The sequence below is a fragment of the Methylonatrum kenyense genome, from assembly GCF_023195885.1.
Taxonomy (GTDB): Bacteria; Pseudomonadota; Gammaproteobacteria; order Nitrococcales; family Aquisalimonadaceae; genus Methylonatrum; species Methylonatrum kenyense.
This window is the reverse complement of sequence record NZ_JALPKO010000008.1, coordinates 1-24,388: the sequence shown is the minus strand read 5'-3', so window position 1 is coordinate 24,388 and position 24,388 is coordinate 1. Positions and strand designations below refer to the sequence as shown.

37 protein-coding genes are annotated in these 24,388 nt (G+C 62.0%); 35 read left to right on the top strand and 2 right to left on the bottom strand.

The window, feature by feature from the left end:
* The first annotated feature begins 8 nt into the window (after nt 1-8).
* The 31 genes from tuf (at nt 9) to M0534_RS10365 (ending at nt 17,028) form a co-directional block, all read left to right on the top strand.
* A complete protein-coding gene (tuf, locus tag M0534_RS10515; RefSeq protein WP_248568389.1) occupies nt 9-1,199 on the top strand; it encodes an elongation factor Tu in 1,191 nt (396 codons plus the stop codon).
* A 6-nt stretch (nt 1,200-1,205) separates the two neighbouring features.
* On the top strand, nt 1,206-1,517 hold the full coding sequence (rpsJ, locus tag M0534_RS10510; protein WP_248568388.1) for a 30S ribosomal protein S10: 312 nt from the start codon (nt 1,206-1,208) through the stop codon (nt 1,515-1,517).
* Nucleotides 1,518-1,589: 72 nt separating this feature from the next.
* Nucleotides 1,590-2,246 (top strand): 50S ribosomal protein L3, encoded by a 657-nt coding sequence (rplC, locus tag M0534_RS10505; protein WP_248568387.1) that lies wholly within the window; start codon nt 1,590-1,592, stop codon nt 2,244-2,246.
* Nucleotides 2,246-2,848: a 50S ribosomal protein L4 gene (gene rplD, locus M0534_RS10500; RefSeq protein WP_248568386.1), complete on the top strand. Its 603-nt coding sequence runs from the start codon at nt 2,246-2,248 to the stop codon at nt 2,846-2,848. Before rplC ends, rplD begins: the two co-directional genes overlap by 1 nt.
* Nucleotides 2,845-3,141: a 50S ribosomal protein L23 gene (gene rplW / locus M0534_RS10495; protein ID WP_248568385.1), complete on the top strand. Its 297-nt coding sequence runs from the start codon at nt 2,845-2,847 to the stop codon at nt 3,139-3,141. The genes rplD and rplW overlap by 4 nt, the downstream gene beginning before the upstream one ends.
* A 29-nt stretch (nt 3,142-3,170) precedes the next feature.
* On the top strand, nt 3,171-4,007 hold the full coding sequence (gene rplB, locus M0534_RS10490; protein ID WP_248568384.1) for a 50S ribosomal protein L2: 837 nt from the start codon (nt 3,171-3,173) through the stop codon (nt 4,005-4,007).
* A 13-nt stretch (nt 4,008-4,020) separates the two neighbouring features.
* Nucleotides 4,021-4,296 carry a 30S ribosomal protein S19 gene (gene rpsS / locus M0534_RS10485; protein ID WP_248568383.1) on the top strand — a complete coding sequence of 92 codons (276 nt, stop codon included), beginning with the start codon at nt 4,021-4,023 and terminating at the stop codon, nt 4,294-4,296.
* 6 nt (nt 4,297-4,302) lie between these two features.
* A complete protein-coding gene (rplV, locus tag M0534_RS10480; protein WP_248568382.1) occupies nt 4,303-4,632 on the top strand; it encodes a 50S ribosomal protein L22 in 330 nt (109 codons plus the stop codon).
* Between the two features lie 8 nt (nt 4,633-4,640).
* Nucleotides 4,641-5,327 carry a 30S ribosomal protein S3 gene (gene rpsC, locus M0534_RS10475; RefSeq protein ID WP_248568381.1) on the top strand — a complete coding sequence of 229 codons (687 nt, stop codon included), beginning with the start codon at nt 4,641-4,643 and terminating at the stop codon, nt 5,325-5,327.
* Nucleotides 5,328-5,346: 19 nt separating this feature from the next.
* Nucleotides 5,347-5,760, top strand: coding sequence for a 50S ribosomal protein L16 (gene rplP / locus M0534_RS10470; RefSeq protein ID WP_248568380.1), 414 nt, complete (start codon nt 5,347-5,349; stop codon nt 5,758-5,760).
* Nucleotides 5,760-5,963, top strand: coding sequence for a 50S ribosomal protein L29 (gene rpmC / locus M0534_RS10465; RefSeq protein ID WP_248568379.1), 204 nt, complete (start codon nt 5,760-5,762; stop codon nt 5,961-5,963). Before rplP ends, rpmC begins: the two co-directional genes overlap by 1 nt.
* Nucleotides 5,960-6,223, top strand: a complete 264-nt coding sequence (gene rpsQ, locus M0534_RS10460; protein WP_248568378.1) for a 30S ribosomal protein S17 — start codon at nt 5,960-5,962, stop codon at nt 6,221-6,223. The genes rpmC and rpsQ overlap by 4 nt, the downstream gene beginning before the upstream one ends.
* Nucleotides 6,224-6,255: 32 nt before the next feature.
* Nucleotides 6,256-6,624 (top strand): 50S ribosomal protein L14, encoded by a 369-nt coding sequence (gene rplN / locus M0534_RS10455; RefSeq protein WP_248568377.1) that lies wholly within the window; start codon nt 6,256-6,258, stop codon nt 6,622-6,624.
* A gap of 12 nt (nt 6,625-6,636) precedes the next feature.
* On the top strand, nt 6,637-6,957 hold the full coding sequence (rplX, locus tag M0534_RS10450) for a 50S ribosomal protein L24 (protein ID WP_248568376.1): 321 nt from the start codon (nt 6,637-6,639) through the stop codon (nt 6,955-6,957).
* 4 nt (nt 6,958-6,961) lie between these two features.
* Nucleotides 6,962-7,501, top strand: a complete 540-nt coding sequence (rplE, locus tag M0534_RS10445; protein WP_248568375.1) for a 50S ribosomal protein L5 — start codon at nt 6,962-6,964, stop codon at nt 7,499-7,501.
* Between the two features lie 13 nt (nt 7,502-7,514).
* Nucleotides 7,515-7,820: a 30S ribosomal protein S14 gene (gene rpsN / locus M0534_RS10440; protein WP_248568374.1), complete on the top strand. Its 306-nt coding sequence runs from the start codon at nt 7,515-7,517 to the stop codon at nt 7,818-7,820.
* Nucleotides 7,821-7,861: 41 nt separating this feature from the next.
* Nucleotides 7,862-8,254, top strand: a complete 393-nt coding sequence (gene rpsH / locus M0534_RS10435) for a 30S ribosomal protein S8 (protein WP_248568373.1) — start codon at nt 7,862-7,864, stop codon at nt 8,252-8,254.
* Between the two features lie 13 nt (nt 8,255-8,267).
* On the top strand, nt 8,268-8,801 hold the full coding sequence (gene rplF / locus M0534_RS10430) for a 50S ribosomal protein L6 (protein ID WP_248568372.1): 534 nt from the start codon (nt 8,268-8,270) through the stop codon (nt 8,799-8,801).
* A gap of 14 nt (nt 8,802-8,815) precedes the next feature.
* On the top strand, nt 8,816-9,169 hold the full coding sequence (gene rplR / locus M0534_RS10425) for a 50S ribosomal protein L18 (RefSeq protein WP_282571398.1): 354 nt from the start codon (nt 8,816-8,818) through the stop codon (nt 9,167-9,169).
* Nucleotides 9,170-9,183: 14 nt separating this feature from the next.
* Nucleotides 9,184-9,681 carry a 30S ribosomal protein S5 gene (gene rpsE / locus M0534_RS10420; protein WP_248568371.1) on the top strand — a complete coding sequence of 166 codons (498 nt, stop codon included), beginning with the start codon at nt 9,184-9,186 and terminating at the stop codon, nt 9,679-9,681.
* A 4-nt stretch (nt 9,682-9,685) separates the two neighbouring features.
* On the top strand, nt 9,686-9,874 hold the full coding sequence (gene rpmD / locus M0534_RS10415; protein WP_248568370.1) for a 50S ribosomal protein L30: 189 nt from the start codon (nt 9,686-9,688) through the stop codon (nt 9,872-9,874).
* 1 nt (nt 9,875) lies between these two features.
* Nucleotides 9,876-10,310 carry a 50S ribosomal protein L15 gene (gene rplO / locus M0534_RS10410; RefSeq protein ID WP_248568369.1) on the top strand — a complete coding sequence of 145 codons (435 nt, stop codon included), beginning with the start codon at nt 9,876-9,878 and terminating at the stop codon, nt 10,308-10,310.
* A 29-nt stretch (nt 10,311-10,339) separates the two neighbouring features.
* Nucleotides 10,340-11,671: a preprotein translocase subunit SecY gene (secY, locus tag M0534_RS10405; protein WP_248568368.1), complete on the top strand. Its 1,332-nt coding sequence runs from the start codon at nt 10,340-10,342 to the stop codon at nt 11,669-11,671.
* 100 nt (nt 11,672-11,771) lie between these two features.
* Nucleotides 11,772-11,885 (top strand): 50S ribosomal protein L36, encoded by a 114-nt coding sequence (gene rpmJ, locus M0534_RS10400; RefSeq protein WP_248568367.1) that lies wholly within the window; start codon nt 11,772-11,774, stop codon nt 11,883-11,885.
* A 78-nt stretch (nt 11,886-11,963) separates the two neighbouring features.
* Nucleotides 11,964-12,320 carry a 30S ribosomal protein S13 gene (gene rpsM, locus M0534_RS10395; protein ID WP_248568366.1) on the top strand — a complete coding sequence of 119 codons (357 nt, stop codon included), beginning with the start codon at nt 11,964-11,966 and terminating at the stop codon, nt 12,318-12,320.
* A 44-nt stretch (nt 12,321-12,364) separates the two neighbouring features.
* Nucleotides 12,365-12,754 (top strand): 30S ribosomal protein S11, encoded by a 390-nt coding sequence (rpsK, locus tag M0534_RS10390; RefSeq protein ID WP_248568365.1) that lies wholly within the window; start codon nt 12,365-12,367, stop codon nt 12,752-12,754.
* 17 nt (nt 12,755-12,771) lie between these two features.
* Nucleotides 12,772-13,392 (top strand): 30S ribosomal protein S4, encoded by a 621-nt coding sequence (gene rpsD / locus M0534_RS10385; RefSeq protein WP_248568364.1) that lies wholly within the window; start codon nt 12,772-12,774, stop codon nt 13,390-13,392.
* 53 nt (nt 13,393-13,445) lie between these two features.
* Entirely contained in the window at nt 13,446-14,447 is a 1,002-nt protein-coding gene (locus M0534_RS10380) for a DNA-directed RNA polymerase subunit alpha (protein ID WP_248568457.1), read from the top strand.
* Between the two features lie 49 nt (nt 14,448-14,496).
* Nucleotides 14,497-14,901, top strand: a complete 405-nt coding sequence (gene rplQ, locus M0534_RS10375) for a 50S ribosomal protein L17 (protein ID WP_248568363.1) — start codon at nt 14,497-14,499, stop codon at nt 14,899-14,901.
* Nucleotides 14,902-15,106: 205 nt separating this feature from the next.
* The gene (locus M0534_RS10370; protein ID WP_248568362.1) at nt 15,107-15,835 is read left to right on the top strand and encodes an SAM hydrolase/SAM-dependent halogenase family protein; all 729 of its coding nucleotides are present in this window, start codon (nt 15,107-15,109) and stop codon (nt 15,833-15,835) included.
* Between the two features lie 212 nt (nt 15,836-16,047).
* The gene (locus M0534_RS10365; RefSeq protein ID WP_248568361.1) at nt 16,048-17,028 is read left to right on the top strand and encodes a malate dehydrogenase; all 981 of its coding nucleotides are present in this window, start codon (nt 16,048-16,050) and stop codon (nt 17,026-17,028) included.
* Between the two features lie 121 nt (nt 17,029-17,149).
* On the opposite strand, the gene uvrA is transcribed toward M0534_RS10365, so the two are convergent.
* Nucleotides 17,150-20,008, bottom strand: coding sequence for an excinuclease ABC subunit UvrA (gene uvrA / locus M0534_RS10360; RefSeq protein ID WP_248568360.1), 2,859 nt, complete (start codon nt 20,006-20,008; stop codon nt 17,150-17,152).
* 210 nt (nt 20,009-20,218) lie between these two features.
* Between uvrA and M0534_RS10355 the strand changes: the two genes are divergently transcribed.
* From M0534_RS10355 to M0534_RS10345, 3 genes are all read left to right on the top strand, one after another.
* On the top strand, nt 20,219-20,428 hold the full coding sequence (locus M0534_RS10355; protein WP_248568359.1) for a heavy-metal-associated domain-containing protein: 210 nt from the start codon (nt 20,219-20,221) through the stop codon (nt 20,426-20,428).
* 59 nt (nt 20,429-20,487) lie between these two features.
* Complete coding sequence (locus M0534_RS10350; RefSeq protein WP_248568358.1) at nt 20,488-21,027, top strand: DUF411 domain-containing protein; 540 nt, start codon at nt 20,488-20,490, stop codon at nt 21,025-21,027.
* Between the two features lie 69 nt (nt 21,028-21,096).
* Nucleotides 21,097-21,912: a M48 family metallopeptidase gene (locus M0534_RS10345; RefSeq protein WP_248568357.1), complete on the top strand. Its 816-nt coding sequence runs from the start codon at nt 21,097-21,099 to the stop codon at nt 21,910-21,912.
* A 241-nt stretch (nt 21,913-22,153) separates the two neighbouring features.
* Here M0534_RS10345 and M0534_RS10340 read toward each other — a convergent pair whose 3' ends face one another.
* Nucleotides 22,154-23,596, bottom strand: coding sequence for a glyceraldehyde-3-phosphate dehydrogenase (locus M0534_RS10340; RefSeq protein WP_248568356.1), 1,443 nt, complete (start codon nt 23,594-23,596; stop codon nt 22,154-22,156).
* Between the two features lie 230 nt (nt 23,597-23,826).
* On the opposite strand from M0534_RS10340, the gene M0534_RS10335 reads away from it, so the two are divergent.
* Complete coding sequence (locus M0534_RS10335) at nt 23,827-24,276, top strand: SRPBCC family protein (protein WP_248568355.1); 450 nt, start codon at nt 23,827-23,829, stop codon at nt 24,274-24,276.
* Nucleotides 24,277-24,388 lie beyond the last annotated feature (112 nt).

The window sequence follows — 24,388 nt, the reverse complement described above, 5'->3', positions numbered from 1 at the left end:
ATTGAGTCGTGTCCAAGGCGAAGTTTGAGCGTAGCAAGCCGCACGTAAATGTTGGGACGATTGGTCATGTTGACCATGGCAAGACGACGCTGACGGCGGCGCTGACGAAGGTGATGGGCGAGCAGTTTGGTGGCGAGTTCCGTGCGTACGACATGATCGACAACGCACCGGAGGAGCGCGCTCGCGGCATCACGATTGCGACGGCGCACGTGGAGTACGAGTCGACGGATCGTCACTACGCGCATGTGGACTGCCCGGGTCACGCGGACTACGTGAAGAACATGATCACGGGTGCGGCGCAGATGGACGGAGCGATCCTGGTGTGTTCGGCGGCGGACGGCCCGATGCCGCAGACCCGCGAGCACATCCTGCTGGCCCGCCAGGTTGGTGTGCCGTACATCGTGGTGTACCTGAACAAGGCGGACATGGTGGACGACGAGGAGCTGCTGGAGCTCGTCGAGATGGAAGTCCGCGATTTGCTGTCGACCTACGATTTCCCGGGTGATGACACCCCGATCGTGACCGGTTCGGCGCTGAAGGCGCTGGAGGGTGACACCTCGGACATCGGCGTGCCGTCGATCGTCAAGCTGGTCGAGGAGATGGACAAGTACATTCCGACGCCGGAGCGTCCGAAGGATCAGCCGTTCCTGATGCCGATCGAGGACGTGTTCTCGATCTCGGGCCGGGGCACGGTGGTCACGGGCCGCGTCGAGCGTGGAGTTGTGAAGACCGGCGAGGAAGTGGAGATCGTTGGTATTCGTGACACGCAGAAGACGGTGTGCACGGGTGTCGAGATGTTCCGCAAGCTGCTGGATCAGGGCGAGGCGGGCGACAACATCGGTGCGCTGCTGCGTGGCACCAAGCGTGACGAGGTGGAGCGCGGGCAGGTGCTGTGCAAGCCGGGTTCGATCACGCCGCACACGAAGTTCGAGTGCGAGGTGTACATCCTTGGCAAGGACGAGGGTGGTCGTCACACGCCGTTTTTCAATGGCTATCGTCCGCAGTTCTATTTCCGGACGACGGACGTGACCGGATCGTGTGATCTTCCGGAGGGCACCGAGATGGTGATGCCGGGGGATAACGTGAAGATGACGGTGACGCTGATTGCGCCGATCGCGATGGAAGACGGTCTGCGCTTTGCGATCCGTGAAGGCGGCCGCACCGTGGGTGCCGGCGTCGTCTCCAAGATCATCGAGTAAGGGCCAATGGCTAATCAGAAGATCCGTATTCGTTTAAAGGCCTTCGACCACCGGCTGATTGATACCTCGGCCGGTGAAATCGTCGAGACGGCGAAACGGACCGGCGCCCAGGTGCGCGGGCCGATTCCGCTGCCGACGAAGAAGGAAAAGTTCACACTGCTCATTTCGCCGCACGTCAACAAGGATGCGCGTGATCAGTACGAGATCCGCACCCACAAGCGGCTGATGGACATCATCGACCCCACCGACAAAACCGTCGACGCGCTGATGAAGCTCGATCTGGCGGCGGGGGTCGACGTTCAGATCAAGCTCTACTAAGGCTTGCGCGAATAGCATGAGCCCGGGCCGTGAAAACCGCGGTCGGGGCTCTTTGTCTCTGAGGAAGTAACGATGGCTATCGGAATCGTCGGTCGTAAACGCGGCATGACGCGGGTCTTCACCGAGGACGGTGCATCCGTGCCGGTGACCGTGATCGAGGCGACCCCGAATCGCATCACCCAGCTCAAGGATCTTGAGCGTGACGGGTACCGTGCGGTTCAGGTCACTACCGGCTCGCGCCGTTCGTCCCGTGTGACCAAGCCGGCTGCAGGTCAGTTTGCCAATGCCGGTGTTGAAGCAGGGCGCGGACTCTGGGAGTTCCGGCTCGGTGCGGACGAAGGTTCGGACCTCGAGGTCGGTGGTGAGCTCAAGGTCGACGTGTTCGAGGCCGGGCAGATGGTGGATGTGCGCGGCACCAGCAAGGGCAAGGGTTTTGCCGGTGCGGTGAAACGGCACAACTTCCGCACCCAGGATGCCACCCACGGTAACTCGCTGGCGCACCGTGCCCCGGGTTCGATCGGCATGGCGCAGACGCCGGGCCGCGTGCTCAAGGGCAAGAAGATGGCCGGCCAGATGGGTAACAAGCGCGTCACCGAACAGAACCTTGAGGTGGTTCGGGTCGACGTGGGGCGCAACCTGATCCTGGTTCGGGGTGCCGTACCCGGTGCCGCCGGCAGCGATGTGCTGGTGCACCCGGCGGTCAAGGCGCGTGTCGGAGGTGAGGCGTAATGGAACTGCAGATTCAAGGCGGTGGCACTGCGTCGGTTTCCGACAAGGTGTTTGGCCGTGACTTCAATGAGCCCCTGGTGCATCAGATCGTGACCGCCTACCTGGCCGGTGCGCGTGCCGGAACGCGGGCGCAGAAGACCCGCGCCCAGGTCAGCGGCGGCGGTGCCAAGCCATGGCGGCAGAAGGGCACTGGCCGTGCACGCGCCGGCACCACGCGCAGCCCGATCTGGCGACATGGTGGCGTGAGCTTTGCGGCGCGTCCACAGGACCACAGCCAGAAGGTCAATCGCAAGGCATACCGTGCCGGCATCGCCTCGATTTTCTCGGAGCTGGCCCGACAGGAGCGTCTGATTGTCGTCGAGAAGATCGATGTCGAGGCGCCGAAGACCAAGGAGTTGATCAAGCTTTTGGCCGAGCACCAGCTCGACGACGTGCTGATCATTACCGAGGACGTGAGCGAGAACCTGTTCCTGGCCTCGCGAAACCTGCACAAGGTCGATGTCACCGATGTGGCCGGTCTGGATCCGGTGCGCCTGGTCGGTTTCGCCAATGTGCTGATCACCGTGGATGCGCTGAAGCGTGTTGAGGAGTGGCTGGCATGAAACAGGAACGCTTGTACCAGGTGCTGCTTGCGCCGCATGTCTCCGAGAAGACGACCAATGCCGCGGATTCCGGCAACCAGGTGGTTTTCCGGGTGGCGCGTGACGCCAGCAAGAATGAAATCCGTCAGGCGGTGGAAACGCTGTTTGACGTCAAGGTGGCCGGCGTGAAAACCGCGTTGATGAAGGGCAAGTCGAAGGGCTTTGGCCGCATCCGCGGACGCCGTTCGGACTGGAAGAAGGCCTATGTGGCCCTCGAGGCTGGCCAGGACATCGATTTCCTGGGCGGCGAGTAAGCTTCCGCTAGAGACGACGGACTAGAATCATGGCACTGCTCAAGGCAAAACCAACTTCTCCGGGCCGACGCTTCGTCGTCAGCGTCCGGAACGATCAGCTCCATAAGGGCGCGCCGTACGCGCCGTTGCTGGAAAAGAAGTCCAGGTCCGGCGGCCGCAACAATGCGGGCCGCATCACCACGCGTCATCGTGGTGGCGGTCACAAGCAGCGTTATCGGGTTGTGGATTTCAAACGCGGCAAGGATGGCGTGCCAGCGACCGTGGAGCGTCTGGAATACGATCCGAATCGCAGCGCGAATATTGCATTAGTGCTTTATGCGGACGGCGAGAGGCGGTATATTATTGCGCCTCGCGGTTTGGCGGTTGGCGGCACCATCCAGTCGGGTGAGGACGCACCGATCAAGCCGGGTAATTCGCTTCCGTTGCGGAATATCCCGCTCGGTACCCAAGTGCACTGCGTCGAGCTGCGCCCCGGCAAGGGCGCGCAGATTGCCCGTGCCGCCGGTGCTGCCGTCCAGCTGGTTGCCCGGGAGGGGCGCTATGCGACCTTGCGGCTGCGTTCCGGCGAAATGCGCAAGGTTCCCGCGGAGTGTCGGGCCACCATTGGTGAGGTCGGCAATTCCGAGCACAGCTTGCGGTCGCTCGGCAAGGCCGGTGCGACGCGCTGGCGCGGCGTGCGCCCGACGGTGCGCGGTGTGGTCATGAACCCGGTTGATCATCCGCATGGGGGCGGCGAGGGCCGCACCTCGGGCGGCCGACATCCGGTTTCGCCCTGGGGTATGCCGACCAAGGGTTACAAGACCCGGTCGAACAAGCGTACCGACAAGTTCATCGTGCGTTCGCGTCGCAAGAACAAACGCAGCTAGAGGTTGGTAACTCGTGCCACGTTCAATCAAGAAAGGTCCTTTTGTTGATCTCCACCTGATGAAGAAGGTGGAAGAGGCTGCGGAGGCGAACTCCAAGCGCCCGATCAAGACCTGGTCGCGCCGTTCCATGGTCCTGCCGGACATGGTGGGGCTGACGATCGCGGTGCATAACGGCCGCCAGCATGTCCCGGTGCTTGTTTCCGAGAACATGGTCGGCCACAAGCTGGGCGAATTCGCCGGCACCCGGACCTACCGGGGCCACATGGCGGACAAGAAGTCCAAGAGGTAGGGGCTGATGGAAGTCGCAGCAAAACTGAAATTCGCGCGGATTTCGCCGCAAAAGGTGCGGCTGGTCGCTGATCAGATCCGCGGCAAGCGCGTTGGAAGCGCCCTGCAGATTCTCGAGTTCAGCCCCAAGAAGGGCGCTGCGGTCGTGAAGAAGATTCTGCTGTCCGCCATCGCCAATGCCGAGCATAACGACGGCGCGGACATCGACGAACTGGTGGTTTCCACCGTGTTCGTCGACGAGGGGCCGATGTACAAGCGGATCCAGCCGCGGGCCAAGGGCCGCGCCAACCGGATTCTCAAGCGCACCAGCCACATCACCGTGAAAGTGGCTGAGTAGGGGGCTGTATGGGACACAAGATTCACCCGACCGGGTTCCGCCTGGGTATCACCGAAGCGTGGCGCTCCATGTGGTTCGCCAACAGCAACGAGTTCGGTGACTACCTGAACACCGATCTGAAGGTGCGGGAGTTCATCAAGAAGAAGCTCTCGCATGCATCGGTCAGCCGGATCCAGATCGAGCGCCCCGCGCGCAACGCCCTGGTGACCATTCACACGGCGCGGCCCGGCATGGTGATCGGCAAGAAGGGTGAAGACATCGAGGCCCTGAAGCGTGAAATCAGTGCGCTTATGGGTATTCCGGTTCAGGTGAACATCGAGGAAGTGCGCAAGCCGGAACTGGATGCGCAGCTGGTTGCCGAGAACGTCGCCCAGCAGCTGGAGCGTCGGATCATGTTCCGTCGCGCGATGAAGCGGGCGGTGGGCAACTCGATGCGGCTCGGCGCCGGCGGTATCAAGATTCACGTCTCCGGCCGCCTGAACGGCGCCGAGATTGCGCGCAGCGAATGGTATCGCGAAGGCCGGGTGCCGCTGCATACCCTGCGCGCGAACATCGATTACGGTTTCGCCGAGGCCAAGACCACGTACGGAATCATTGGCGTGAAGGTCTGGGTGTTCAAGGGCGAAATCCTGGAGCCGGACGTCTATTCGTCGGCGGACACCAAGGCGAAGGGCGCGGACCGCGCTGGCGCCTAAGGGATAAGGATCAGCAGGCATGTTGCAACCGAAGCGAACGAAATTTCGCAAGCAGCAAAAGGGCCGTAACAACGGTCTTGCGACGCGCGGCGACAAGGTCAGTTTTGGTGAGTTTGGCATCAAGGCGACCACCCGCGGTCCGGTGACTGCGCGTCAGATCGAGGCAGGCCGTCGGGCCATCAACCGCTACGTCAAGCGTGGCGGCAAGGTGTGGATCCGGATCTTCCCGGACACCCCGGTGACCTCGAAGCCGTTGGAAGTGCGCCAGGGTAAGGGCAAGGGCAACGTTGACCATTGGGCGGCGAAGATTCAGCCCGGCCGCGTGCTGTATGAAATCGAGGGCGTGTCGGAAGAGGTTGCGCGCGAGGCGTTTCGCCTGGCGGCTGCAAAACTTCCGGTGCAGACCCGCTTTGTTTCCCGGACGGTGATGTGATGGACGCGAAAGAACTGCGTGAGAAGGACGAGGCGGCACTCGAGGCCGAGTTGCTGGAGAAGCGCAAGGAGCAGTTCAACCTGCGGATGCAGGCTGCTACCGGTCAGCTCAGCCGGCCCGATCTGGTGCGCAAGGCGCGCCGGGACGTGGCGCGCATCAAGACCGTCCTGAATGAGAAGCGGAAGTCGGGTGAACAGTCATGAGTGAACAAGTGAAAGTGGCGCGCACCCAGACCGGCCGCGTCGTTAGCGCCAAGGCGGACAAGACGATCACCGTGTTGATCGAGCGTCTGGTCAAGCATCCGCTCTACGGCAAGTTCATTCGCCGGTCGAGCAAGCTGCATGCGCATGATGCGGACAACCAGTGCCACGAGGGTGACGTTGTTTCCATCGAGCAGTGCCGCCCCGTGTCGAAATCCAAGACCTGGCGGCTGGTGGAAGTCATCGAGCGCGCACAGCGCTGAAGCCGGCGAACAGGGAAATCGGGTAGAACGCCATGATTCAGATGCAAACGCTTTTGGACGCTGCCGACAACAGCGGTGCCCGTCGAGTGATGTGTATCAAGGTGCTGGGTGGATCCAAGCGCCGGTACGCCAAGATCGGCGACATCATCAAGGTCAGTGTCAAGGACGCGATCCCGCGTGGTCGCGTCAAGAAGGGTGAGGTTTACAACGCGGTTGTCGTGCGCACCCGGCGTGGCGTTCGTCGTCAGGACGGTTCGCTGATCCGTTTCGACGGCAATGCTGCGGTGCTCCTGAACAACCAGCTGCAGCCCATCGGCACCCGTGTGTTCGGCCCGGTGACTCGCGAACTGCGTACCGAGCGGTTCATGCGGATCATCTCGCTGGCACCGGAAGTTCTCTGAGGCTTAGACGTCATGCAGAAGATCAAGAAGGGCGATGACGTAATTGTCATCGCCGGCAAGGACAAGGGGCGGCGCGGCACTGTCGTGCGCGTTTTCCGCGACGCCGACAAGGTTGTCGTCGAGAACGTGAACGTGATCAAGAAGCACGTGAAGCCCAACCCGCAGCGCGGCGAGTCCGGCGGTATCCAGGAAAAGGAAGCACCGCTGCACATCTCGAATATCGCGCACTACAACCCGGCCACGGCCAAGGCGGACCGGGTCGGCATCAAGGTGCTTGAGGACGGGCGCAAGGCGCGGTTCTACAAGTCCAACAACGAACTGGTTGATGGATAAGGTCATGGTTAGGCTTGCGCAGCAGTACAAAGACGAGGTTGTCGGCCAGCTCACCGAGCGGTTCGGCTACGCCAATGTCATGCAGGTTCCGCGCATCCGCAAGGTGACGCTGAACATGGGCCTGGGCGAGGCGGTCAAGGACAAGAAGATCCTTGAGCACGCCACCAGCGACATGGCGGCCATTGCCGGCCAGAAGCCGGTCGTGACCTACTCGCGGAAGTCCATTGCGGGCTTCAAGATCCGCGACGGCTGGCCGATCGGCTGCAAGGTGACGCTGCGCCGTGACCGGATGTGGGAATTCCTGGATCGCTTCATCAACGTTGCGGCGCCACGGATTCGCGACTTCCGCGGCCTGTCGCCGAAGTCCTTCGATGGCCAGGGCAATTACAACTTCGGTGTCCGGGAGCAGATCATCTTCCCGGAACTGGAATTCGACAAGGTGGACACGATTCGCGGGCTGGATGTGACGATTACCACCAGCGCGCGCAATGACGAGGAGGGCCAGGCCCTCCTCGAGGCATTCAATTTTCCGTTTCGGAAATAGGTAGAGGTCGGTTATGGCGAAGCGTTCCATGGTGGCACGGGAAGACAAGCGGGCGAAGCTCGTCGTGCGTTATGCGGCGAAGCGCAAGGCGCTGAAGGCCGTGATCCAGAATCCCGAGGCGTCTGCCGAGGAGAAGATGGAAGCGCAGGAGCGTTTGCAGAAGATGCCGCGGGACGCGAGCCCCGTGCGTGGCCGCAACCGCTGCCGTGTCACCGGTCGGCCGCGCGGCTACTACCGCAAGTTCGGCCTGGGCCGGAACAAGCTTCGTGAAGCCGCCATGGACGGGATGATTCCCGGCCTGACCAAGTCCAGCTGGTAAGACGCGCTCGCGTCCCGGCAATCGGTATACAGGTAACAATCATGAGCATGACCGATCCCATTGCAGATCTGTTGACCCGGATCCGCAACGCGCAATTGGCCGACAAGGCCGAAGTGAGTGTTCCCGCTTCGCGTCAGAAGCAGGCGATCCTCACCGTGTTGAAGGACGAGGGCTACATCGAGGACTTCCGCACGGAAGGTGATAAGAAGCCGCAGCTTGTCGTGAAGCTCAAGTATTTCCAGGGCAGGCCGGTCATCGATTTCATCAGCCGTGTCAGCCGTCCGGGTCTGCGTATTTACAAGGACACTGCGTCGCTGCCCCGCGTCCGGGGCGGCCTTGGCGTCGCCGTTATCTCCACCTCCCGCGGGGTGATGAGTGATCGGGCCGCCCGCGCCGCCGGTATCGGTGGCGAGGTCCTGTGCGAAGTCTTCTGAGGCAGGATTCATCATGTCCCGAGTAGCAAAGAAACCGATCAGCATCCCCTCCGGCGTGACCGTCACGATTGATGGCCAGCGGGCTACCGTGAAGGGCTCGAAGGGTGAGCTGAAAATGGACCTGCACCCCCAGGTCAAGGTCGTTCAGGAAGGTGACGAGTTGCTGTGTTCGCCGATGGGCGAGCGTCAGAGCACGGTCGCCATTACCGGTACCACGCGGGCGGTGCTCGCGAACATGGTCACGGGTGTCAGCGAGGGTTTCGAGCGCAAGCTCGAGCTGCGCGGCGTCGGCTACCGCGCCCAGGCGCAGGGCAAGACGCTGAACCTGACCCTGGGCCTGTCGCACCCGGTAAACCATGCCGTACCGGACGGCGTCACCGTCGAAACCCCGAGCCAGACGGAAGTGCTGGTCAAGGGTATCGACAAGCAACTGGTTGGCGAAGTGGCCGCGCAGATCCGCGCTTATCGGCCGCCGGAACCCTACAAGGGCAAGGGCGTGCGTTATGCGGACGAGCGCGTGGTCATGAAAGAAGCCAAGAAGAAGTAGGCGGGTAATTGATCATGGACAAGAAAACCTCTCGCATGCGTCGCGCCCGCCGTGCCCGGATGAAGATCCGCGAGCTCGGTGCGTTTCGCCTGAGCATTCATCGCACGCCGCGCCATATCTACGCGCAGGTGATTGGCCCGGAAGGCGGTCGCACCGTGGCGTTTGCCAGCACGCTGGACAAGGACCTGCGCACGCGACTGAATGCCACCGGCAATCGCGATGCCGCAGTGGAAGTAGGCAAGCTGATCGCCGAGCGGGCCAAGGCTGCCGGTGTCGAGTCGGTCGCCTTCGACCGTTCCGGCTTCAAATATCACGGTCGGGTGCGTGCGCTGGCGGATGCCGCGCGTGAAGCCGGCCTGCAGTTCTGACCAGGGGCAATACCATGGCGATGAATGACAGCAATGACGGGATGCAGGAAAAGCTGATCACCGTCAACCGCGTGGCGAAAGTGGTCAAGGGCGGTCGGCAGTTCGGTTTTACCGCCCTGACCGTCGTCGGTGACGGTGCCGGCCGCGTGGGCTTTGGATATGGCAAGGCGCGGGAAGTGCCTGCGGCCATCCAGAAGGCGATGGAAAAGGCCCGCAACAGTATGGTTACCGTGAGCCTTAATGGCGGCACACTGCAGTATCCGATCACCGCGGAACACGGTTCAAGCAAGGTGTTCATGCAGCCGGCTTCCGACGGTACCGGGATCATCGCCGGGGGCGCGATGCGTGCGGTGTTCGAAGTGCTTGGTGTGCATGACGTGCTGGCCAAGAGCATCGGATCCCGCAACCCGATCAATGTGGTCCGCGCCACGATCCGCGGTCTCCAGGCGATGAATTCGCCGGACGACGTGGCAGCGAAGCGCGGCAAGACTGTCGAAGAGATTCAGGGCTGAACCCATGGCCGAGAGCAAACAGTTGAAAGTGACGCTGAGCCGTAGCAAGAACGGTCGCCTGGCCAGTCACAAGGCCTGTGTCGCCGGTCTTGGCCTGCGTCGTATGCACCAGAGCGTGATTGTTCAGGACACCCCGGAAAACCGCGGCATGATCAATCGCGTGTCCTACATGCTCACGGTGGAGGAAGCCTGAGATGCGTTTGAATTCGCTCAAGCCTGCCGAAGGCAGCAAGAAGGATCCGAAGCGTGTCGGTCGCGGCATTGCCTCCGGCAATGGCAAAACCGCCGGCCGTGGCCACAAGGGTCAGCACTCCCGTTCCGGCGGTTATCACAAGGTCGGATTCGAGGGCGGCCAGATGCCGTTGCAGCGTCGGGTGCCGAAGGTAGGCTTCCGCTCGCGCACTGCCCGCTTCATCGATGAGGTGCGGCTGTCGGAACTGCACAAAGTCGATGGTGATGTGGTTGACCTGATGAGTCTGAAGGCGGCAAACGTCGTTTCCGAGCAGGCCAGGTCCGCCAAAATCATCCTCTCTGGCGAGGTCAAGTCGGCTGTCACCGTGCGCGGCGTCGCCGTGACCAAGGGTGCCCGCGCTGCCATCGAGCAGGCTGGCGGGAAAGTCGAGGAGTGAATTACCTCCCAGGCCGGACGGACTAAGGTATGTCCTCTATTGGTGGTATCGCCAAGCTGACGGAAGTCCGTCAGCGCTTGATGTTTGTGTTGATGGCACTGATCGTGTTCCGGATCGGTTCGCACCTGACCATTCCGGGCATCGACTCCAGTGCGATGCAGGAAATGTTCGATCGCCAGCAGGGCACGATCCTGGACATGTTCAACATGTTCTCGGGTGGTGCCCTGGAGCGCTTGAGCATCTTTGCCATCGGCATCATGCCGTACATCTCCTCGGCGATTATCATGCAGTTGCTCACGGCGGTGGTGCCGAGCCTTGAGCGGTTGAAGAAAGAGGGCGAGGCCGGCCGCCGCAAGATCACGCAGTACACGCGCTACGGCGCCCTCGGCCTGGCCATCGTTCAGGGTATCGGTGTCACGGTGGCGTTGCAGAATCAGGGTGTCACTTTGCGCGGCGCCGACGCAGGGTTCGATTTCGCCTTCACCTTTACCGGCACCGTGACGCTGGCGACCGGCACCATGTTCCTGATGTGGCTCGGCGAGCAGATCACCGAGCGCGGTATCGGCAACGGTATCTCCATCATCATCTTTGCCGGCATCGTGGCCGGACTGCCCAGTGCCTTTGGGGGTACGCTGGAGCTCGCGCGCACCGGCGAACTGAGCATGGCGCTGGTCGCCTTCCTGTTCATCGGCATGCTGGCGATCACCGCGTTTGTGGTGTTTGTCGAGCGCGGCCAACGGCGGATCACCGTCAACTACGCCAAGCGCCAGCAGGGGCGGAAGATGATGCAGGGGCAGACCACGCATCTGCCCCTGAAGCTGAACATGGCGGGCGTGATTCCGCCGATTTTCGCGTCCAGCATTATTCTGTTCCCGGCGACTCTGGGGACCTGGTTCAGCGATCCGGAAGGCGGCGGCATGATCTCGTATCTTGCCAACACGCTGCGTCCGGGGCAGCCGTTGTACGTGATGTTCTATGCGCTGGCGATCGTGTTCTTCTGTTTTTTCTACACGGCGTTGGTGTTCAACTCCAAGGATACGGCAGACAACCTGAAGCGCTCGGGCGCCTTCATTCCCGGTATTCGGCCGGGGCAGAATACGGCCCGTTACATCGATGGCGTGATGACCCGGTTGACGGCCGTGGGGGCGATCTACATCACCGCCGTCTGTCTGCTGCCGGAGTTCCTGATCCTGTACTGGAACGTGCCGTTCTACTTTGGCGGTACGTCACTGCTGATCATCGTCATTGTGGTCATGGACTTCATGGCCCAGTTGCAGTCGCACCTGGTGTCGCATCAGTACGAGCCGCTGATGAAGAAGGCAAACCTGAAGTCCTACGGCCGTTCCGGCGTGCCGCGATAGGCGCCGATCCGACAGCTAACAAAAGACCGCACACGGCGCGGATTTTCTGGTATCATCCGCGCCCTTCGCGTGGCGGCTTTAACGATTTCGGAGAAAGAACATGAAGGTACGCGCTTCGGTGAAGAAGATTTGCCGGAACTGCAAGATCATTCGCCGCGGTGGCGCCGTGCGTGTTATCTGCACCGACGCCCGGCACAAGCAGCGTCAGGGCTGAAGCCCCGGCCAATCTTGCGATATCAGGCTTTGATTCGCTAACATTGCGGGTTTTCCGCACAATCTGGGAGTTCGACACATGGCGCGTATTGCTGGCGTCAATATTCCGGTCCAGAAGCACGCCGTCATCGGGCTGACCGCCATTTACGGTATCGGCCGATCGCTGTCCGCCAAGATCTGCAAGGCGGCCGGTGTGGCAGAGGACCGAAAGATTCGTGATCTGGCTGAGCAGGAAGTGGAAGCGCTGCGCGCCGAGGTGGCAAAACACCTTGTCGAGGGCGATCTGCGCCGCAAGAATGCCATGGACATCAAGCGACTGATGGACCTCGGATGCTACCGAGGCATTCGGCACCGTCGCGGCATGCCCGTGCGTGGTCAGCAGACCCGCACCAATGCACGCACCCGTAAGGGTCCGCGTCGGGCGGTCCGGAAGTAGGCCGTTTGCCTGCTCCGTCGAGTTATTAACTGGGAACAAGCGCTATGGCGAAAGCGACGACGCGTTCACGCAAACGCGTGAACAAGAATGTGGTGGATGGGATCGCGCACATCAACGCGACCTTCAACAACACCATCATCATGATTACTGACCGTCAGGGCAATGCCCTGAGCTGGGCCAGTTCCGGCGGTAGCGGTTTTCGTGGCTCGCGCAAGAGCACGCCGTTCGCCGCGCAGGTGGCCTCGGATCGTGCCGGCCAGGCGGCCAAGGATTACGGTTTGAAGAACCTGGAGGTCCGGGTCAAGGGCCCGGGTCCGGGTCGTGAGTCGGCGGTCCGCGCGCTGAACAATGCCGGGTTCAAGATCACCCATATCTCCGACGTGACGCCGATTCCGCATAACGGCTGCCGTCCGCCCAAGAAGCGTCGCGTCTGACGCAACGGAGTTCCTGAATGGCTAGGTATATCGGTCCCAAGTGCAAACTGTCCCGCCGTGAAGGGACGGACCTGTTTCTGAAGAGCGGCGTGCGCCCGCTGGAAAGCAAGTGCAAGCTCGACACGCCGCCGGGTCAGCACGGCCAGCGCCGCACCCGCGTTTCCGACTACGGGCTGCAGCTGCGCGAAAAGCAGAAGCTGCGTCGTATCTATGGCGTGCTCGAGAAGCAGTTCCGCAACTACTACAAGGAAGCGGCGCGGCTCAAGGGATCCACTGGTGAACGCCTGCTGCAGCTGCTGGAAAGTCGGCTCGACAACGTGGTCTGGCGGATGGGCTTCGGCTCCACCCGTTCCGAGGCACGCCAGCTGGTTAGCCATCGGGCCGTGCTGGTGAACGGACAGAGTGTGAACATCCCGTCCTATCAGGTTCAGCCAGGTGACGAGATCACCGTGCGGGAAAAAGCCCGCAAGCAGGGCCGGATCGCGGCGGCCATGGAAATGGCGCAGCAGAATGGTCTGGTCGACTGGGTTGAGGTCGACAGCAAGAATTTCGTGGGGACATACAAGGCTCGTCCCGAGCGGAGCGATCTGTCCGCCGAGATTAACGAGAGCCTCGTGGTCGAACTGTACTCCAAGTAAGGGGTCCGGTGACCGACGGTCACTCACCAGTTATTCGAGAGAGAGACGTGTCAATGCAGGCTCAGTTCAAGGAATTCCTCAAGCCGCGAATCGTTGACGTGCAGGCGGCAGGCAGCCGTCAGGCGCGGGTGACCATCGAGCCGCTGGAGCGGGGTTTTGGTCATACCCTCGGCAATGCGTTGCGCCGCATCCTGCTCTCCTCCATGACCGGTTATGCGGTGGTGGAAGTCGAGATCGAGGGTGTGTTGCATGAGTACACTGCGATTGAAGGTGTGCAGGAAGATATTGTCGATATCCTGCTCAACCTGAAGAATCTTGCGGTGCGCATGCATTCCAAGGACGAGGCGACGCTGACCCTGAAGAAGAAGGGTGAAGGCGTCGTGACGGCCGGCGACATCGAAACCGGTCATGATGTCGAGATCAAAAATCCCGAGCTGGTGTTGGCGACCCTGACCAAGAGTGGCGAGCTCAACATGACGCTGCGTGTGGTTCGTGGCCGTGGTTACGAGGCGGTGACCCAACGCGAGCTGGACGAAGATCGTGCCATCGGTCGCCTGCAGCTTGATGCCAGCTTCAGCCCGGTGCGGCGCGTGGCTTACAGCGTTGAAGCTGCGCGTGTGGAACAGCGTACCGACCTCGACAAGCTGGTGATGGATATCGAGACCAATGGCGTCATCGAGCCAGAGGAAGCGATCCGGTTTGCGGCCGGCCTGCTTCAGGATCAGCTGTCGGTGTTCGTTGCCCTGGAAGGTGGCGACATCGAAGCCGGTAGCGGCGAAACTGGTGGTCCGGAAGTGGACCCGGTGCTGATGCGCCCGATCGACGATCTGGAATTGACCGTGCGCTCGGCCAATTGCCTGAAAGCCGAGAGCATTCATTATGTCGGCGATTTGGTCCAGCGGACCGAAGTCGAACTGCTGAAGACGCCGAATCTCGGCAAGAAATCTCTCACCGAGATCAAGGAGGTCCTGGCCTCCCACGGTCTGTCGCTGGGCATGCGCCTGGACGAGTGGCCACCGGCCGGTCTCGGTGAACGCGAACATGTGGCCGGCTGAGGTCGCGCAAGCGACCCGGGCCCTGACTGTCTAAGGAAGGTATTGAGCGATGCGTCATCGTAAATCCGGTCGAAAGCTGAACCGTAACAGCAGCCATCGTACGGCCATGTTCCGCAACATGACGTCCAGCTTGATTGAGCACGAGGCAATCAAGACGACCTTGCCGAAGGCCAAGGAACTGCGTCGGGTTGCCGAGCCGCTGATCACCCTGGCCAAGGAAGACACCGTGTCCAAGCGGCGTCTCGCCTTCTCGCGCCTGCGCGACAAGGCTGCGGTCGGCAAGCTGTTTGCCGAGCTTGGACCACGCTACAAGGCTCGCCCCGGTGGTTATCTGCGTATCCTCAAGTGCGGCTTCCGCCCCGGGGACAACGCGCCGATGGCGTTTGTCGAACTGGTCGATCGGCCGGAGGCAACGGTGACGGAGCCGGCCCCGGAAGAGGCGACGGCGGAGTAAAACTGCTTCGATATGGTCGACAAAAACCGGGCTTTCGCCCGGTTTTTTTGTTTCCGTAAGCCGTTTTATGGGGCGTTTTATGTGTAACGTTTTACGTTTTACGTTACAGGCATGAACGTCGAGAACCTGCGTAGCTCCCAACCTAAAACCTAAAACCTAAAACCTAAAACCTAAAACCTAAAACCTAAAACCTAAAACGAATCCCATGTTCGCCTTATTCACCGATTTCACAGCCAGCGGCCCTTATCTCGGCCAACTGCGGGCAGCCCTGCATCACCTGGCACCGGCGCAGCCTGTGGTGGACCTGATGCACGATGCGCCCCCGTTTGCGCCGGATCTGGCCGCCTACCTGCTTGAGCCTGTCTGCCGCAGCTTGCCGGTTCGTTGCACCGTCATTGCCGTGGTGGACCCGGGGGTTGGCAGTGACAGGGCGGCATTGGCGCTGGAAGCGGACGGCCGGCTGTTTATCGGTCCGGACAACGGGCTGCTGGAATTTGTTGCCAGGCGCAGTGACGACGTCCTCTGCGCGCCTTTGCCGACCGCTGACGAAGAGGTCGCGCCGACGTTTCATGCGCGTGACCATTTCGCCCGCTGGGCGGCGAAAATAACCCAGACAGGGCTGAACCGGAGCGGCCTCGAGCCGGTTCGGTTTCCCGAACGGGGCTGGGCTGACGATACGCCACGCATCATCTATATCGATGGTTATGGTAACGGCTGGACCGGGATCCGGGCCGAGATGCTGTCGGACCAGGCAGTCATTGCCATCGACGAGCAGCATCTGGAGCGGGCGAAGACCTTCAGTGACGTGCCGCGCGGTCAGGGATTCTGGTACCGGAATTCCAGCGGTCTGGTGGAGATCGCGGTCAACTGCGGTCGTGCCGATCAGGTACTGGGGCTGGTGCCGGGCAGTCGCATCCGCCTGGTCAGGCCCTAGGGAAACACTGAGTTATCCTCGTGCCTGCGCCTTGTCGCCGCGCGGCTGCACCCCCTGGCGACAGTCTGCTAAACTACCGTCCCGCTGCAGCGCAGCATTTGCGTTGCGCGTCCGGCCAAGTGGCCTGGAACCGTGCGCCGGTCGGCACCTCGAGCGACGCTCCCGGTGTACGGAAACGCCCGGCTGCTCACATCCTGACAAGGAGTTAGATTATGAAAGCACCTGTACGCGTTGCGGCCACGGGCGCTGCTGGCCAGATCGGCTACAGCCTGCTGTTTCGAATTGCCGCCGGTGACATGCTCGGCAAGGACCAGCCGGTGATACTGCAGTTGCTGGAGATCACACCGGCGCTGGAAGCGCTGGGTGGCGTGGTGATGGAGCTCGAGGACTGCGCGTTCCCGCTGGTCCAGGGCATCACCATCAGTGACAAGGCGGAAGAGGCGTTCAAGGATGCCGATGTGGCCTTGCTGGTCGGGGCACGGCCGCGGGGACCCGGCATGGAGCGCAAGGACCTGCTGGAAGCCAACGCCGCCATCTTCTCGGTTCAGGGCAAGGCACTGAACGATGTCGCCAGTCGCGACGTCAAGGTTCTGGTGGTCGGTAACCCGGCGAACACCAACGCCCTGATCGCGCAAAAGAACGCGCCAGATCTGGATCCGGGCCGGTTCACCGCGATGACCCGGCTGGATCACAACCGCGCGCTGGCGCAACTGGCGGGCAAGACCGGATGCCACAGCACCGAGATCAAGCGAATGACGATCTGGGGAAACCACTCGGCGACCCAGTATCCGGACATCAGCCAGACGCTGATCAGCGGCAAGCCGGCGGCGGACCAGGTGGACCGCAGCTGGTACGAGACCGATTTCATACCGACCGTGCAGCAGCGCGGCGCGGCCATCATCAAGGCGCGCGGCGCATCCAGCGCGGCCTCCGCAGCCGGTTCGGCGATCGACCATATCCGCACCTGGGCGCTTGGCACCGACGACGGCGACTGGACCAGCATGGCAATCCCGTCGGATGGCAGCTATGGCATTAGCGAAGGCCTGATCTATTCCTTCCCGGTGACCTGCAAGAACGGCAAGTACGAGATCGTGCAGGGCCTGGAACTGGATGATTTCAGTCGCGACCGGATGCAGGCGACGGAGCAGGAACTGGTCGAGGAACGGGATGCGGTGAAGCATTTATTTCCGTAATGGATCGAAGGGCGCCGGGAGGCGCCCTTCTCGTTTTATGTTTAACGTTTTAGGTTTTAGGAAAGCTTGGGGTTCCGGTTACTCGTAAAACGTAAAACCTAACACTTAAAACTCGCCAGAATCATTTCCTGATCGCCTTCGTCTCCGCCAAATTCCCTTTCCCCAACAACGGTTTCAAATACCGCCCCGTATGCGAATCCGGATTCTCCGCGATGTTTTCCGGCGTGCCGGTGGCGACGATGGTGCCGCCGCCGCGGCCGCCTTCGGGGCCCAGGTCGATCAGCCAGTCGGCGGTCTTGATCACGTCCAGATTGTGTTCGATGACGACCACCGTATTGCCATGGTCCCGCAGCCGGTGCAGGACGGCGAGCAGCTGATCGATGTCATGGAAGTGCAGGCCGGTGGTCGGTTCGTCCAGGATATACAGTGTCTGACCGGTGTCCCGGCGTGACAGCTCGCGGGCCAGCTTGATGCGTTGTGCTTCGCCGCCGGACAGTGTGGTTGCGGCCTGGCCGAGGCGAATGTAAGACAGACCCACGTCCATCAGGGTTTCCAGCTTGCGCCGCAGGACAGGGATCGGCTGGAACAGGTTCAGCGCCTCTTCGACGGTCAGTTCAAGCACCTGATGGATGTTCAGGCCCTTGTAGCGCACCTCCAGGGTTTCCCGGTTGTAGCGCTGGCCATGGCAGGCCTCGCAGGCGACGAAGACGTCGGGCAGGAAATGCATTTCCACCTTGATCACGCCATCGCCCTGGCAGGCTTCGCAGCGACCACCCTTGACGTTGAAGCTGAAGCGGCCCGGTTGATAACCGCGGGCCCGGGCCTCCTGGGTGCCGGCGAACAACTCCCGGATCGGCGTAAACAAGCCCGAATAGGTCGCCGGATTGGAGCGCGGCGTGCGGCCGATGGCGCTCTGGTCGATGTCGACCACCTTGTCGAATAGCTCCAGACCCTCGATGGAATCCAGTGGTGCCGGCTCCATTCCGGCCCGGTTGAGCCGTCGCGCTGCCGCCGGATACAGCGTGTCGTTGATCAGGGTGGATTTGCCTGAGCCGGAAACACCGGTGATGCCGACCAGAAGCCCAGCAGGAATATCGAGGTCGACGCCCTGCAGATTGTTGCCGCGCGCGCCGCGCAGACGCAGAATCCGTCCGCCATCGGCGGGATGTCGGCGTTTCGGCACAGCAATCCGGCGGCGGCCGGACAGATACTGCCCGGTCAGTGAGGCGCTGTGCGCCGCCACCTCGTCGGGTGTGCCCGCTGCGACAACGTGCCCGCCACGGGTTCCTGGCCCCGGGCCCATGTCGAGCACATGGTCCGCAGCCCGGATCGCATCCTCGTCGTGTTCAACGACTATCACGGTGTTGCCGATGTCCCGCAGGTGGGTCAGTGTGCCCAGCAGTCGGTCATTGTCCCGCTGATGCAGTCCGATCGACGGTTCGTCGAGCACATACATCACACCAACCAGTCCGGCCCCGATCTGGCTCGCCAGGCGGATGCGCTGGGCCTCGCCGCCGGACAGCGTGCTCGCGCTACGGTCCAGGCTCAGGTAGTTGAGACCGACGTTGACCAGGAATCGCAGGCGGTCGCCGATTTCCTTGACGATCGGGCGGGCGATTTCCCCACGGTTGCCGGGCAGGTCGAGTTGTTCGAAGAACGTCAGGCAGTCACCCACCGGCATGGCCGCGATGGACGGCAGATCGCGCTCGGCGACAAAGACATGCCGTGCCGTGCGATTCAGACGGGTGCCCGCGCAGTCCGGGCATTGGCGTTCGCTGATGTAGCGGCTGAGCTCCTCGCGCACGATGCTCGACTCGGTTTCCCGGTAGCGCCGCTCCAGGTTCGGCAGGATGCCTTCGAACGGATGGGTCTTGCGCAGGGTCCGGCCATCGGAGCTGATGTAGCGGAACGCGATCGGCTGTTCGCCGCTGCCATGCATGAGCACCTCGCGGACGGAAGGGTCCAGCTCCTCCAGCGGGGTTTCGATGTCAAAACCGTAGTGCTCCGCCAGCGATTGCAGCAGCTGAAAATAATAGGCGTTGCGCCGGTCCCAGCCCCGGATCGCACCGCCCGCCAGACTCAGGCCCGGTTGGGTGATCAGGCGGTTCGCATCGAAGAAGGTCTGGACGCCCAGCCCATCGCAGGTCGGACAGGCGCCCCGGGGGTTGTTGAACGAGAACAATCGTGGCTCGAGTTCGGTCAGTGCATAACCGCAGGCAGGGCAGGCGAAGCGCGAGGAAAAGCTCAGTTCGGCGCGTTCCGGTTCGTCCATCCAGGCAATCCGGGCGACGCCGTCTCCCAGCGTCAATGCGGTTTCCAGCGAATCAGCCAGGCGGCCGGCCAGATCCGGGCGGACCTTGAAGCGGTCAACGACGGCTTCAATGCTGTGAGGTTTTTTCGGGTCAAGCGTCGGTGCGGTATCCAGATCCACGACGATGCCGTCTATCCTGGCACGGATGAAGCCCTGGCTTCGCAGCTCCTGCAAGGCGTGCAGATGTTCGCCCTTGCGCGCATCGATGACAGGTGCCAGCAGCAGCAGGCGACTGTTTTCCGGCAGATCCAGCACATGATCAACCATCTGGCTGACGCTTTGTGCATCCAGCGTTTCGCCGTGATCCGGGCAGCGCGGGGTTCCGGCCCGTGCGAACAGCAGCCGCAGGTAATCGTGGATCTCGGTCACGGTGCCGACGGTGGATCGGGGGTTGTGTGAGGTGGACTTCTGTTCAATCGAGATCGCCGGGGACAGTCCCTGAATATCGTCGACATCCGGCTTGTCCATGATCGACAGGAACTGGCGGGCGTAGGCCGAAAGGGACTCCACGTAGCGCCGCTGACCCTCTGCATAGAGGGTGTCGAAGGCCAGCGAGGACTTGCCCGAACCGGACAGGCCGGTGATCACGATCAGCCGGTTCCGTGGCAACTCCACGTCGATGTTCTTCAGATTGTGTGTGCGGGCGCCGCGAATGCGGATGGAATCCATGCGAATCGGAACCTCGATTTTCGCTGTCGGGTCGGGCGCCGAGTCCCCGAGGCCTCGGCGAACCCGATAGTCTACACCGGTCGGGTCCCGGAACGCTTGCTCACCGCCTCGGTCAAAGCTGTCGGGATGCGGCTTGCGTCGCCTGAATGCCGCGGCTACTCGCGGTGAGACGTTCAGCCTGGGTTAGGCTTTGCAGGAGGAGACTCGGTCATGCGTTATCAATTCTCGGTGACCGGTATGGATTGCGGTCACTGCAAACAGGCTGTAGAGAAGGCGGTGTCCGGCATTGATGGCGTGCAGTCGGTTCAGGTTGAGCTCGCTGGGGCCCGGGTGACCGTGACCGGGGATGTCAGGCCGGAAACCGTCGTGGAGACGATCCGGGGTGCCGGGTATGCTGCCTCGCAGATAGCGGTGGTCTGACAGTCGACATTCAGCGTTACGCACCGCGGTAGACAGGAGTGATGATGAAAACGCTTGCCATGAAACGCCCTACGCGACTTGCCCTGCTGGCAGGCACGTTTTTGCTGGCCGCCGCGGGCGCCTGGATGCTGGCCCAGGCGGCCGTTGCCGACAAGAGCGCCGCCGACGGCAGTTCGATACCGGAATGGCAGCAGACGGAACAGGACATGAAGGTGTTCAAGACGCCGCAGTGCGGCTGCTGCACCGACTGGGTGGTGTATCTGCGTGAACAGGGCATGTCGGTAGAGGCGGTGGACGTCACCCACCAGCAGCTCAACCAGATCAAGATGGAAGTCGGGCTCAGCCGCGAGCTGGCCTCCTGCCATACCGGATTCATCGACGGCTACGTGATCGAAGGACATGTGCCGCACGAGGATGTACTTCGGCTGCTGGATGAGCGCCCCGATGTTGCCGGCCTGGCCGTGCCGGGCATGCCGGTCGGATCCCCGGGTATGGAGATGGGAGATCGTTTCGATCCTTATCATGTGCTCAGTTTCAGCCGTTCCGGCGATACCGAGATCTTCTCGACCTATCATCAACTGGAAGGCACTGGAGATTGATCCCTGGCCCGCGGTAGTTGCGCAGCCTGGTACGGCAACGGCTGAACGGATTTGATGCGGAGACGTGTGATGCGAACCAAGACGCTGGCCTGCATGGCCGTCCTAATGATTCTGGTATACACGCTGGTTGCCTGTTCGACGTCACCGACGGGTCGCCAGCAACTCACACTGTTTCCGTCGGCGGAACTGAATCGCATGGGGGTGGCGGCCTTCGACGAAATGCGTGATGAGACGCCCGTTTCCCGGGATTCCGCGACCAACAACTATGTGAACTGCATCACCGACGCCTTGCTGGAGCAGGTGGAGGGACGGGATCGCAATCTTGACTGGGAAATGGTGGTGTTCGAGGACGACGCGGTGAATGCCTTCGCCCTGCCTGGCGGCAAGATGGGTGTCTACACCGGACTGCTCGACGTGGCCGAGAACCAGCACCAGCTTGCGGCGGTTATCGGGCACGAAATCGGCCATGTGCTCGCCGAACACGGCAACGAGCGGATGTCGACGCAGTTCGCCACCGGCGCCGGCCTGCAGATCGCCGCGATTATCGGTGCCGACGGCTCGCCCCAGCGCTCGGCCGCCCTGGCCGCGCTCGGCCTGGGCGCCCAGGTGGGCGTGCTATTGCCCTTCAGCCGTGCCCACGAGCGCGAGGCCGACCTGATCGGGCTGGACCTGATGGCCAAGGCCGGGTTCCAGCCCGAGGAAAGCGTGCAACTCTGGCGCAACATGTCCGCCGCCAGCGGCAACGGCGGCCCACCCGAATTCCTCTCCACGCACCCGTCCGGCGATACCCGCATCCGCGAACTGCAAAATGCGATGCCGGATGCGAAACGGGAGTATGAGCGGGCAAGACAGGCGGGGAGGCAGCCGAGCTGTCAAAGGCCGTGAAGGGAGAGTGTTCAGGTTTCAGTGTTCAGTTTTCAGACAAACATGTAGCTGCGGAATGAGCTGGGATTCGCTCTACGCTTGGCGTCTTCCGGATGGTGGTCGAAATAAAAACATTTGACTGCCGTCAGACTCAAGAACACCCCGGCCCGCCCTGTCTGAACACTGAAAACTGAAGCCTGAAAACCAAAAAGCCCGACCACCAAGGCCGGGCTTTTCTGTTCACGCCAACGTCGGGCTTTTTCTACGGTACCAGCGGAAAACTGATCCCCGCCATCTCGCGCATCACGCGCATGACCTGGCAGCTGTAGCCGAACTCGTTGTCGTACCAGACGTAGAGCACCACCCGGTTGTCCTCGGCGATGGTGGACTGGGAGTCGACGATGCCGGCGTGTCGCGAGCCGATGATGTCTGTGGAGACGATCTCGGTGGAGGCCGTGTAGTCCACCTGGTCCTGCAGGTCGGACCGCAGGGCAATGCCTCGCAGATATTCGTTCAGGCTGTCCCGGTCGGTGGCCTTCTTCAGGCTCAGGTTGAGCACCGCCAGCGACACGTTCGGCGTCGGTACGCGGATCGCGTTGCCGGTGAGCTTGCCTTCCAGTTCCGGCAGGGCCTTGGCGACGGCCTTGGCGGCGCCAGTCGAGGTGATCACCATGTTCAACACCGCGCTGCGACCGCGGCGGTCACCGGCATGGTAATTGTCGATCAGGTTCTGGTCGTTGGTGAACGAGTGAACCGTCTCGACGTGGCCGTGTTCCACGCCATATTCGTCGTGGATGGCTTTCAGGACAGGGGTGATCGCATTGGTGGTGCAACTGGCCGCTGACAGGATGCGGTCATCCGCACTGATCATGTGTTCGTTGACGCCATGCACGATGTTCTTGATGTTGCCCTTGGCCGGTGCGGTCAGCAGTACGCGGGCCACTCCCTTGGATTTCAGATGCAGACCAAGGCCCTCCTCGTCGCTCCAGCGGCCGGTGTTGTCCACCACCAGCGCGTCCTTGATGCCGTACTGGGTGTAATCCACCTTGTCGGGCCCCTCGGCATAGATCACGCGGATGGTGTTGCCGTTGGCGACGATCGCCTGGGCATCTTCGTCCACGTGCACCGAACCATTGAACGGGCCATGCACCGAGTCACGCCGCAGCAGGCTGGCGCGCTTGGCCAGGTCGTTGCCCTTGGCCTTGCGCACGACAATGGCCCGCAGCCGCATCTTGTTGCCGACGCCGGTGCGTTCGATGAGCAACCGCGCCAGCAGACGGCCAATGCGACCGAAGCCGTAAAGCACCACATCCTGGAAGTCCTCGCGGCGCTCACCCCGGCCATCGACGATGTCATGCAGCTGTTGCTTGAGGTAATCGGCGATCGGCTGGTTCTTGCCGTCACGCAGATAACCGATGGTCAACTTGCCCAGGTCAACGCGGGCCGGTGCCAGGTCGAGTTCGCTCAGTGCCTCCAGCACCGGGAAGCTGTCCTTAATCGACAGGCCCTCGGATTCATACTCACGCACGAAGCGGTGCGCCTTGATGATGTCCAGGGTGCCGCAGTTCACCACCGGCCGGCTGTAGATGCGGGTGGCGACACCCTTGTCGCGGTACAGTTTGCCGATCAACGGCAACATGCGTTCCGCCAGTTCCTGACGTTCGGTCCAGTCCTCCAGATAGGCAGCCTGTTGTTCCTGACTCATGCTTCCTCCGACAATGTAGCGGACGTGCCCGGCCACCCCTGGATGGCAACGAACAAAAGGTACTGTCCCGGATGGCCTGGCGGGCCAACCAGCCGCACTCCAACGTCCTAATGGTTGAAATATGGGAGCTTTCGAAAAATTTTTGCGGATTCTACGCAGAACCGCTCAGCGAGTCACGCTGCGCTGCGATGCCTGTCACGAAATCGTGACAGGGCGCCGGGAGCGAGCCTGTGCGGCGTGACCTGGCCAGTGCCGTATCGCTTGATGCCGCGCCGGAGACGGTCTGGCGGTGCCTGCACGATCTGCCCGCCTGGGCGGACTGGAATCCGGTCATCCCGGAAATTGAGGGTACCCTGGAAACTGCCCGGCGCCTGCAATTGCGACTTGAGTTACCGGATGCCCGGCCACGACAGCTTGAGGCCGAAGTCATGCGCGTTCTGCCACAGCAGGAACTCAGCTGGTTGCTGCGGCTAAAGGTGCCCGGCCTGCTGGACTGCGAGCATCGATTCCTGCTGCAGCGCCCGGACGACACCCCGGACGCGCCCGCCTGCCGCCTGATCCAGCGCCTGCGGGTCAGCGGAATCCTTGTACCCTTCATCTGGCCGAGGTTGCGGAAGCAACTCGGTACGGCGTTGCAGGACAGTAATGCAGGACTCAAGACCGCGGTGCAGCAGCCTTAGGCTGCGCCACCGCGGTCGTTTTACGTTTTACGTGTAACGTTTTAGGTCGGCTCGCCATGCGCCTCGACGCACGGCGATTGTGTTCCTAACGTAAAACATCAAACGTTAAACA

Excerpts from the sequence above, each read along its gene's own strand:
- M0534_RS10370 (WP_248568362.1), top strand. The coding sequence starts at position 15,107 with ATGTTCGCCTTATTCACCGATTTCACAGCCAGCGGCCCTTATCTCGGC.
- M0534_RS10355 (WP_248568359.1), top strand. The coding sequence starts at position 20,219 with ATGCGTTATCAATTCTCGGTGACCGGTATGGATTGCGGTCACTGCAAA.
- rplC (WP_248568387.1), top strand. The coding sequence starts at position 1,590 with ATGGCTATCGGAATCGTCGGTCGTAAACGCGGCATGACGCGGGTCTTC.
- rpsH (WP_248568373.1), top strand. The coding sequence starts at position 7,862 with ATGAGCATGACCGATCCCATTGCAGATCTGTTGACCCGGATCCGCAAC.
- rplX (WP_248568376.1), top strand. The coding sequence starts at position 6,637 with ATGCAGAAGATCAAGAAGGGCGATGACGTAATTGTCATCGCCGGCAAG.
- uvrA (WP_248568360.1), bottom strand. The coding sequence starts at position 20,008 with ATGGATTCCATCCGCATTCGCGGCGCCCGCACACACAATCTGAAGAAC.
- rplO (WP_248568369.1), top strand. The coding sequence starts at position 9,876 with ATGCGTTTGAATTCGCTCAAGCCTGCCGAAGGCAGCAAGAAGGATCCG.
- rpsQ (WP_248568378.1), top strand. The coding sequence starts at position 5,960 with ATGAGTGAACAAGTGAAAGTGGCGCGCACCCAGACCGGCCGCGTCGTT.
- M0534_RS10380 (WP_248568457.1), top strand. The coding sequence starts at position 13,446 with ATGCAGGCTCAGTTCAAGGAATTCCTCAAGCCGCGAATCGTTGACGTG.
- rplD (WP_248568386.1), top strand. The coding sequence starts at position 2,246 with ATGGAACTGCAGATTCAAGGCGGTGGCACTGCGTCGGTTTCCGACAAG.
- M0534_RS10365 (WP_248568361.1), top strand. The coding sequence starts at position 16,048 with ATGAAAGCACCTGTACGCGTTGCGGCCACGGGCGCTGCTGGCCAGATC.
- rplQ (WP_248568363.1), top strand. The coding sequence starts at position 14,497 with ATGCGTCATCGTAAATCCGGTCGAAAGCTGAACCGTAACAGCAGCCAT.
- rpsC (WP_248568381.1), top strand. The coding sequence starts at position 4,641 with ATGGGACACAAGATTCACCCGACCGGGTTCCGCCTGGGTATCACCGAA.
- rpmD (WP_248568370.1), top strand. The coding sequence starts at position 9,686 with ATGGCCGAGAGCAAACAGTTGAAAGTGACGCTGAGCCGTAGCAAGAAC.
- rplP (WP_248568380.1), top strand. The coding sequence starts at position 5,347 with ATGTTGCAACCGAAGCGAACGAAATTTCGCAAGCAGCAAAAGGGCCGT.
- rplE (WP_248568375.1), top strand. The coding sequence starts at position 6,962 with ATGGTTAGGCTTGCGCAGCAGTACAAAGACGAGGTTGTCGGCCAGCTC.
- rplR (WP_282571398.1), top strand. The coding sequence starts at position 8,816 with ATGGACAAGAAAACCTCTCGCATGCGTCGCGCCCGCCGTGCCCGGATG.
- rpmC (WP_248568379.1), top strand. The coding sequence starts at position 5,760 with ATGGACGCGAAAGAACTGCGTGAGAAGGACGAGGCGGCACTCGAGGCC.
- rpsE (WP_248568371.1), top strand. The coding sequence starts at position 9,184 with ATGGCGATGAATGACAGCAATGACGGGATGCAGGAAAAGCTGATCACC.
- rpsD (WP_248568364.1), top strand. The coding sequence starts at position 12,772 with ATGGCTAGGTATATCGGTCCCAAGTGCAAACTGTCCCGCCGTGAAGGG.
- rplF (WP_248568372.1), top strand. The coding sequence starts at position 8,268 with ATGTCCCGAGTAGCAAAGAAACCGATCAGCATCCCCTCCGGCGTGACC.
- rpmJ (WP_248568367.1), top strand. The coding sequence starts at position 11,772 with ATGAAGGTACGCGCTTCGGTGAAGAAGATTTGCCGGAACTGCAAGATC.
- rpsJ (WP_248568388.1), top strand. The coding sequence starts at position 1,206 with ATGGCTAATCAGAAGATCCGTATTCGTTTAAAGGCCTTCGACCACCGG.
- rpsK (WP_248568365.1), top strand. The coding sequence starts at position 12,365 with ATGGCGAAAGCGACGACGCGTTCACGCAAACGCGTGAACAAGAATGTG.
- secY (WP_248568368.1), top strand. The coding sequence starts at position 10,340 with ATGTCCTCTATTGGTGGTATCGCCAAGCTGACGGAAGTCCGTCAGCGC.
- M0534_RS10345 (WP_248568357.1), top strand. The coding sequence starts at position 21,097 with ATGCGAACCAAGACGCTGGCCTGCATGGCCGTCCTAATGATTCTGGTA.
- rpsM (WP_248568366.1), top strand. The coding sequence starts at position 11,964 with ATGGCGCGTATTGCTGGCGTCAATATTCCGGTCCAGAAGCACGCCGTC.
- rplB (WP_248568384.1), top strand. The coding sequence starts at position 3,171 with ATGGCACTGCTCAAGGCAAAACCAACTTCTCCGGGCCGACGCTTCGTC.
- M0534_RS10350 (WP_248568358.1), top strand. The coding sequence starts at position 20,488 with ATGAAACGCCCTACGCGACTTGCCCTGCTGGCAGGCACGTTTTTGCTG.
- rpsN (WP_248568374.1), top strand. The coding sequence starts at position 7,515 with ATGGCGAAGCGTTCCATGGTGGCACGGGAAGACAAGCGGGCGAAGCTC.
- rplN (WP_248568377.1), top strand. The coding sequence starts at position 6,256 with ATGATTCAGATGCAAACGCTTTTGGACGCTGCCGACAACAGCGGTGCC.
- M0534_RS10340 (WP_248568356.1), bottom strand. The coding sequence starts at position 23,596 with ATGAGTCAGGAACAACAGGCTGCCTATCTGGAGGACTGGACCGAACGT.
- rplV (WP_248568382.1), top strand. The coding sequence starts at position 4,303 with ATGGAAGTCGCAGCAAAACTGAAATTCGCGCGGATTTCGCCGCAAAAG.
- rplW (WP_248568385.1), top strand. The coding sequence starts at position 2,845 with ATGAAACAGGAACGCTTGTACCAGGTGCTGCTTGCGCCGCATGTCTCC.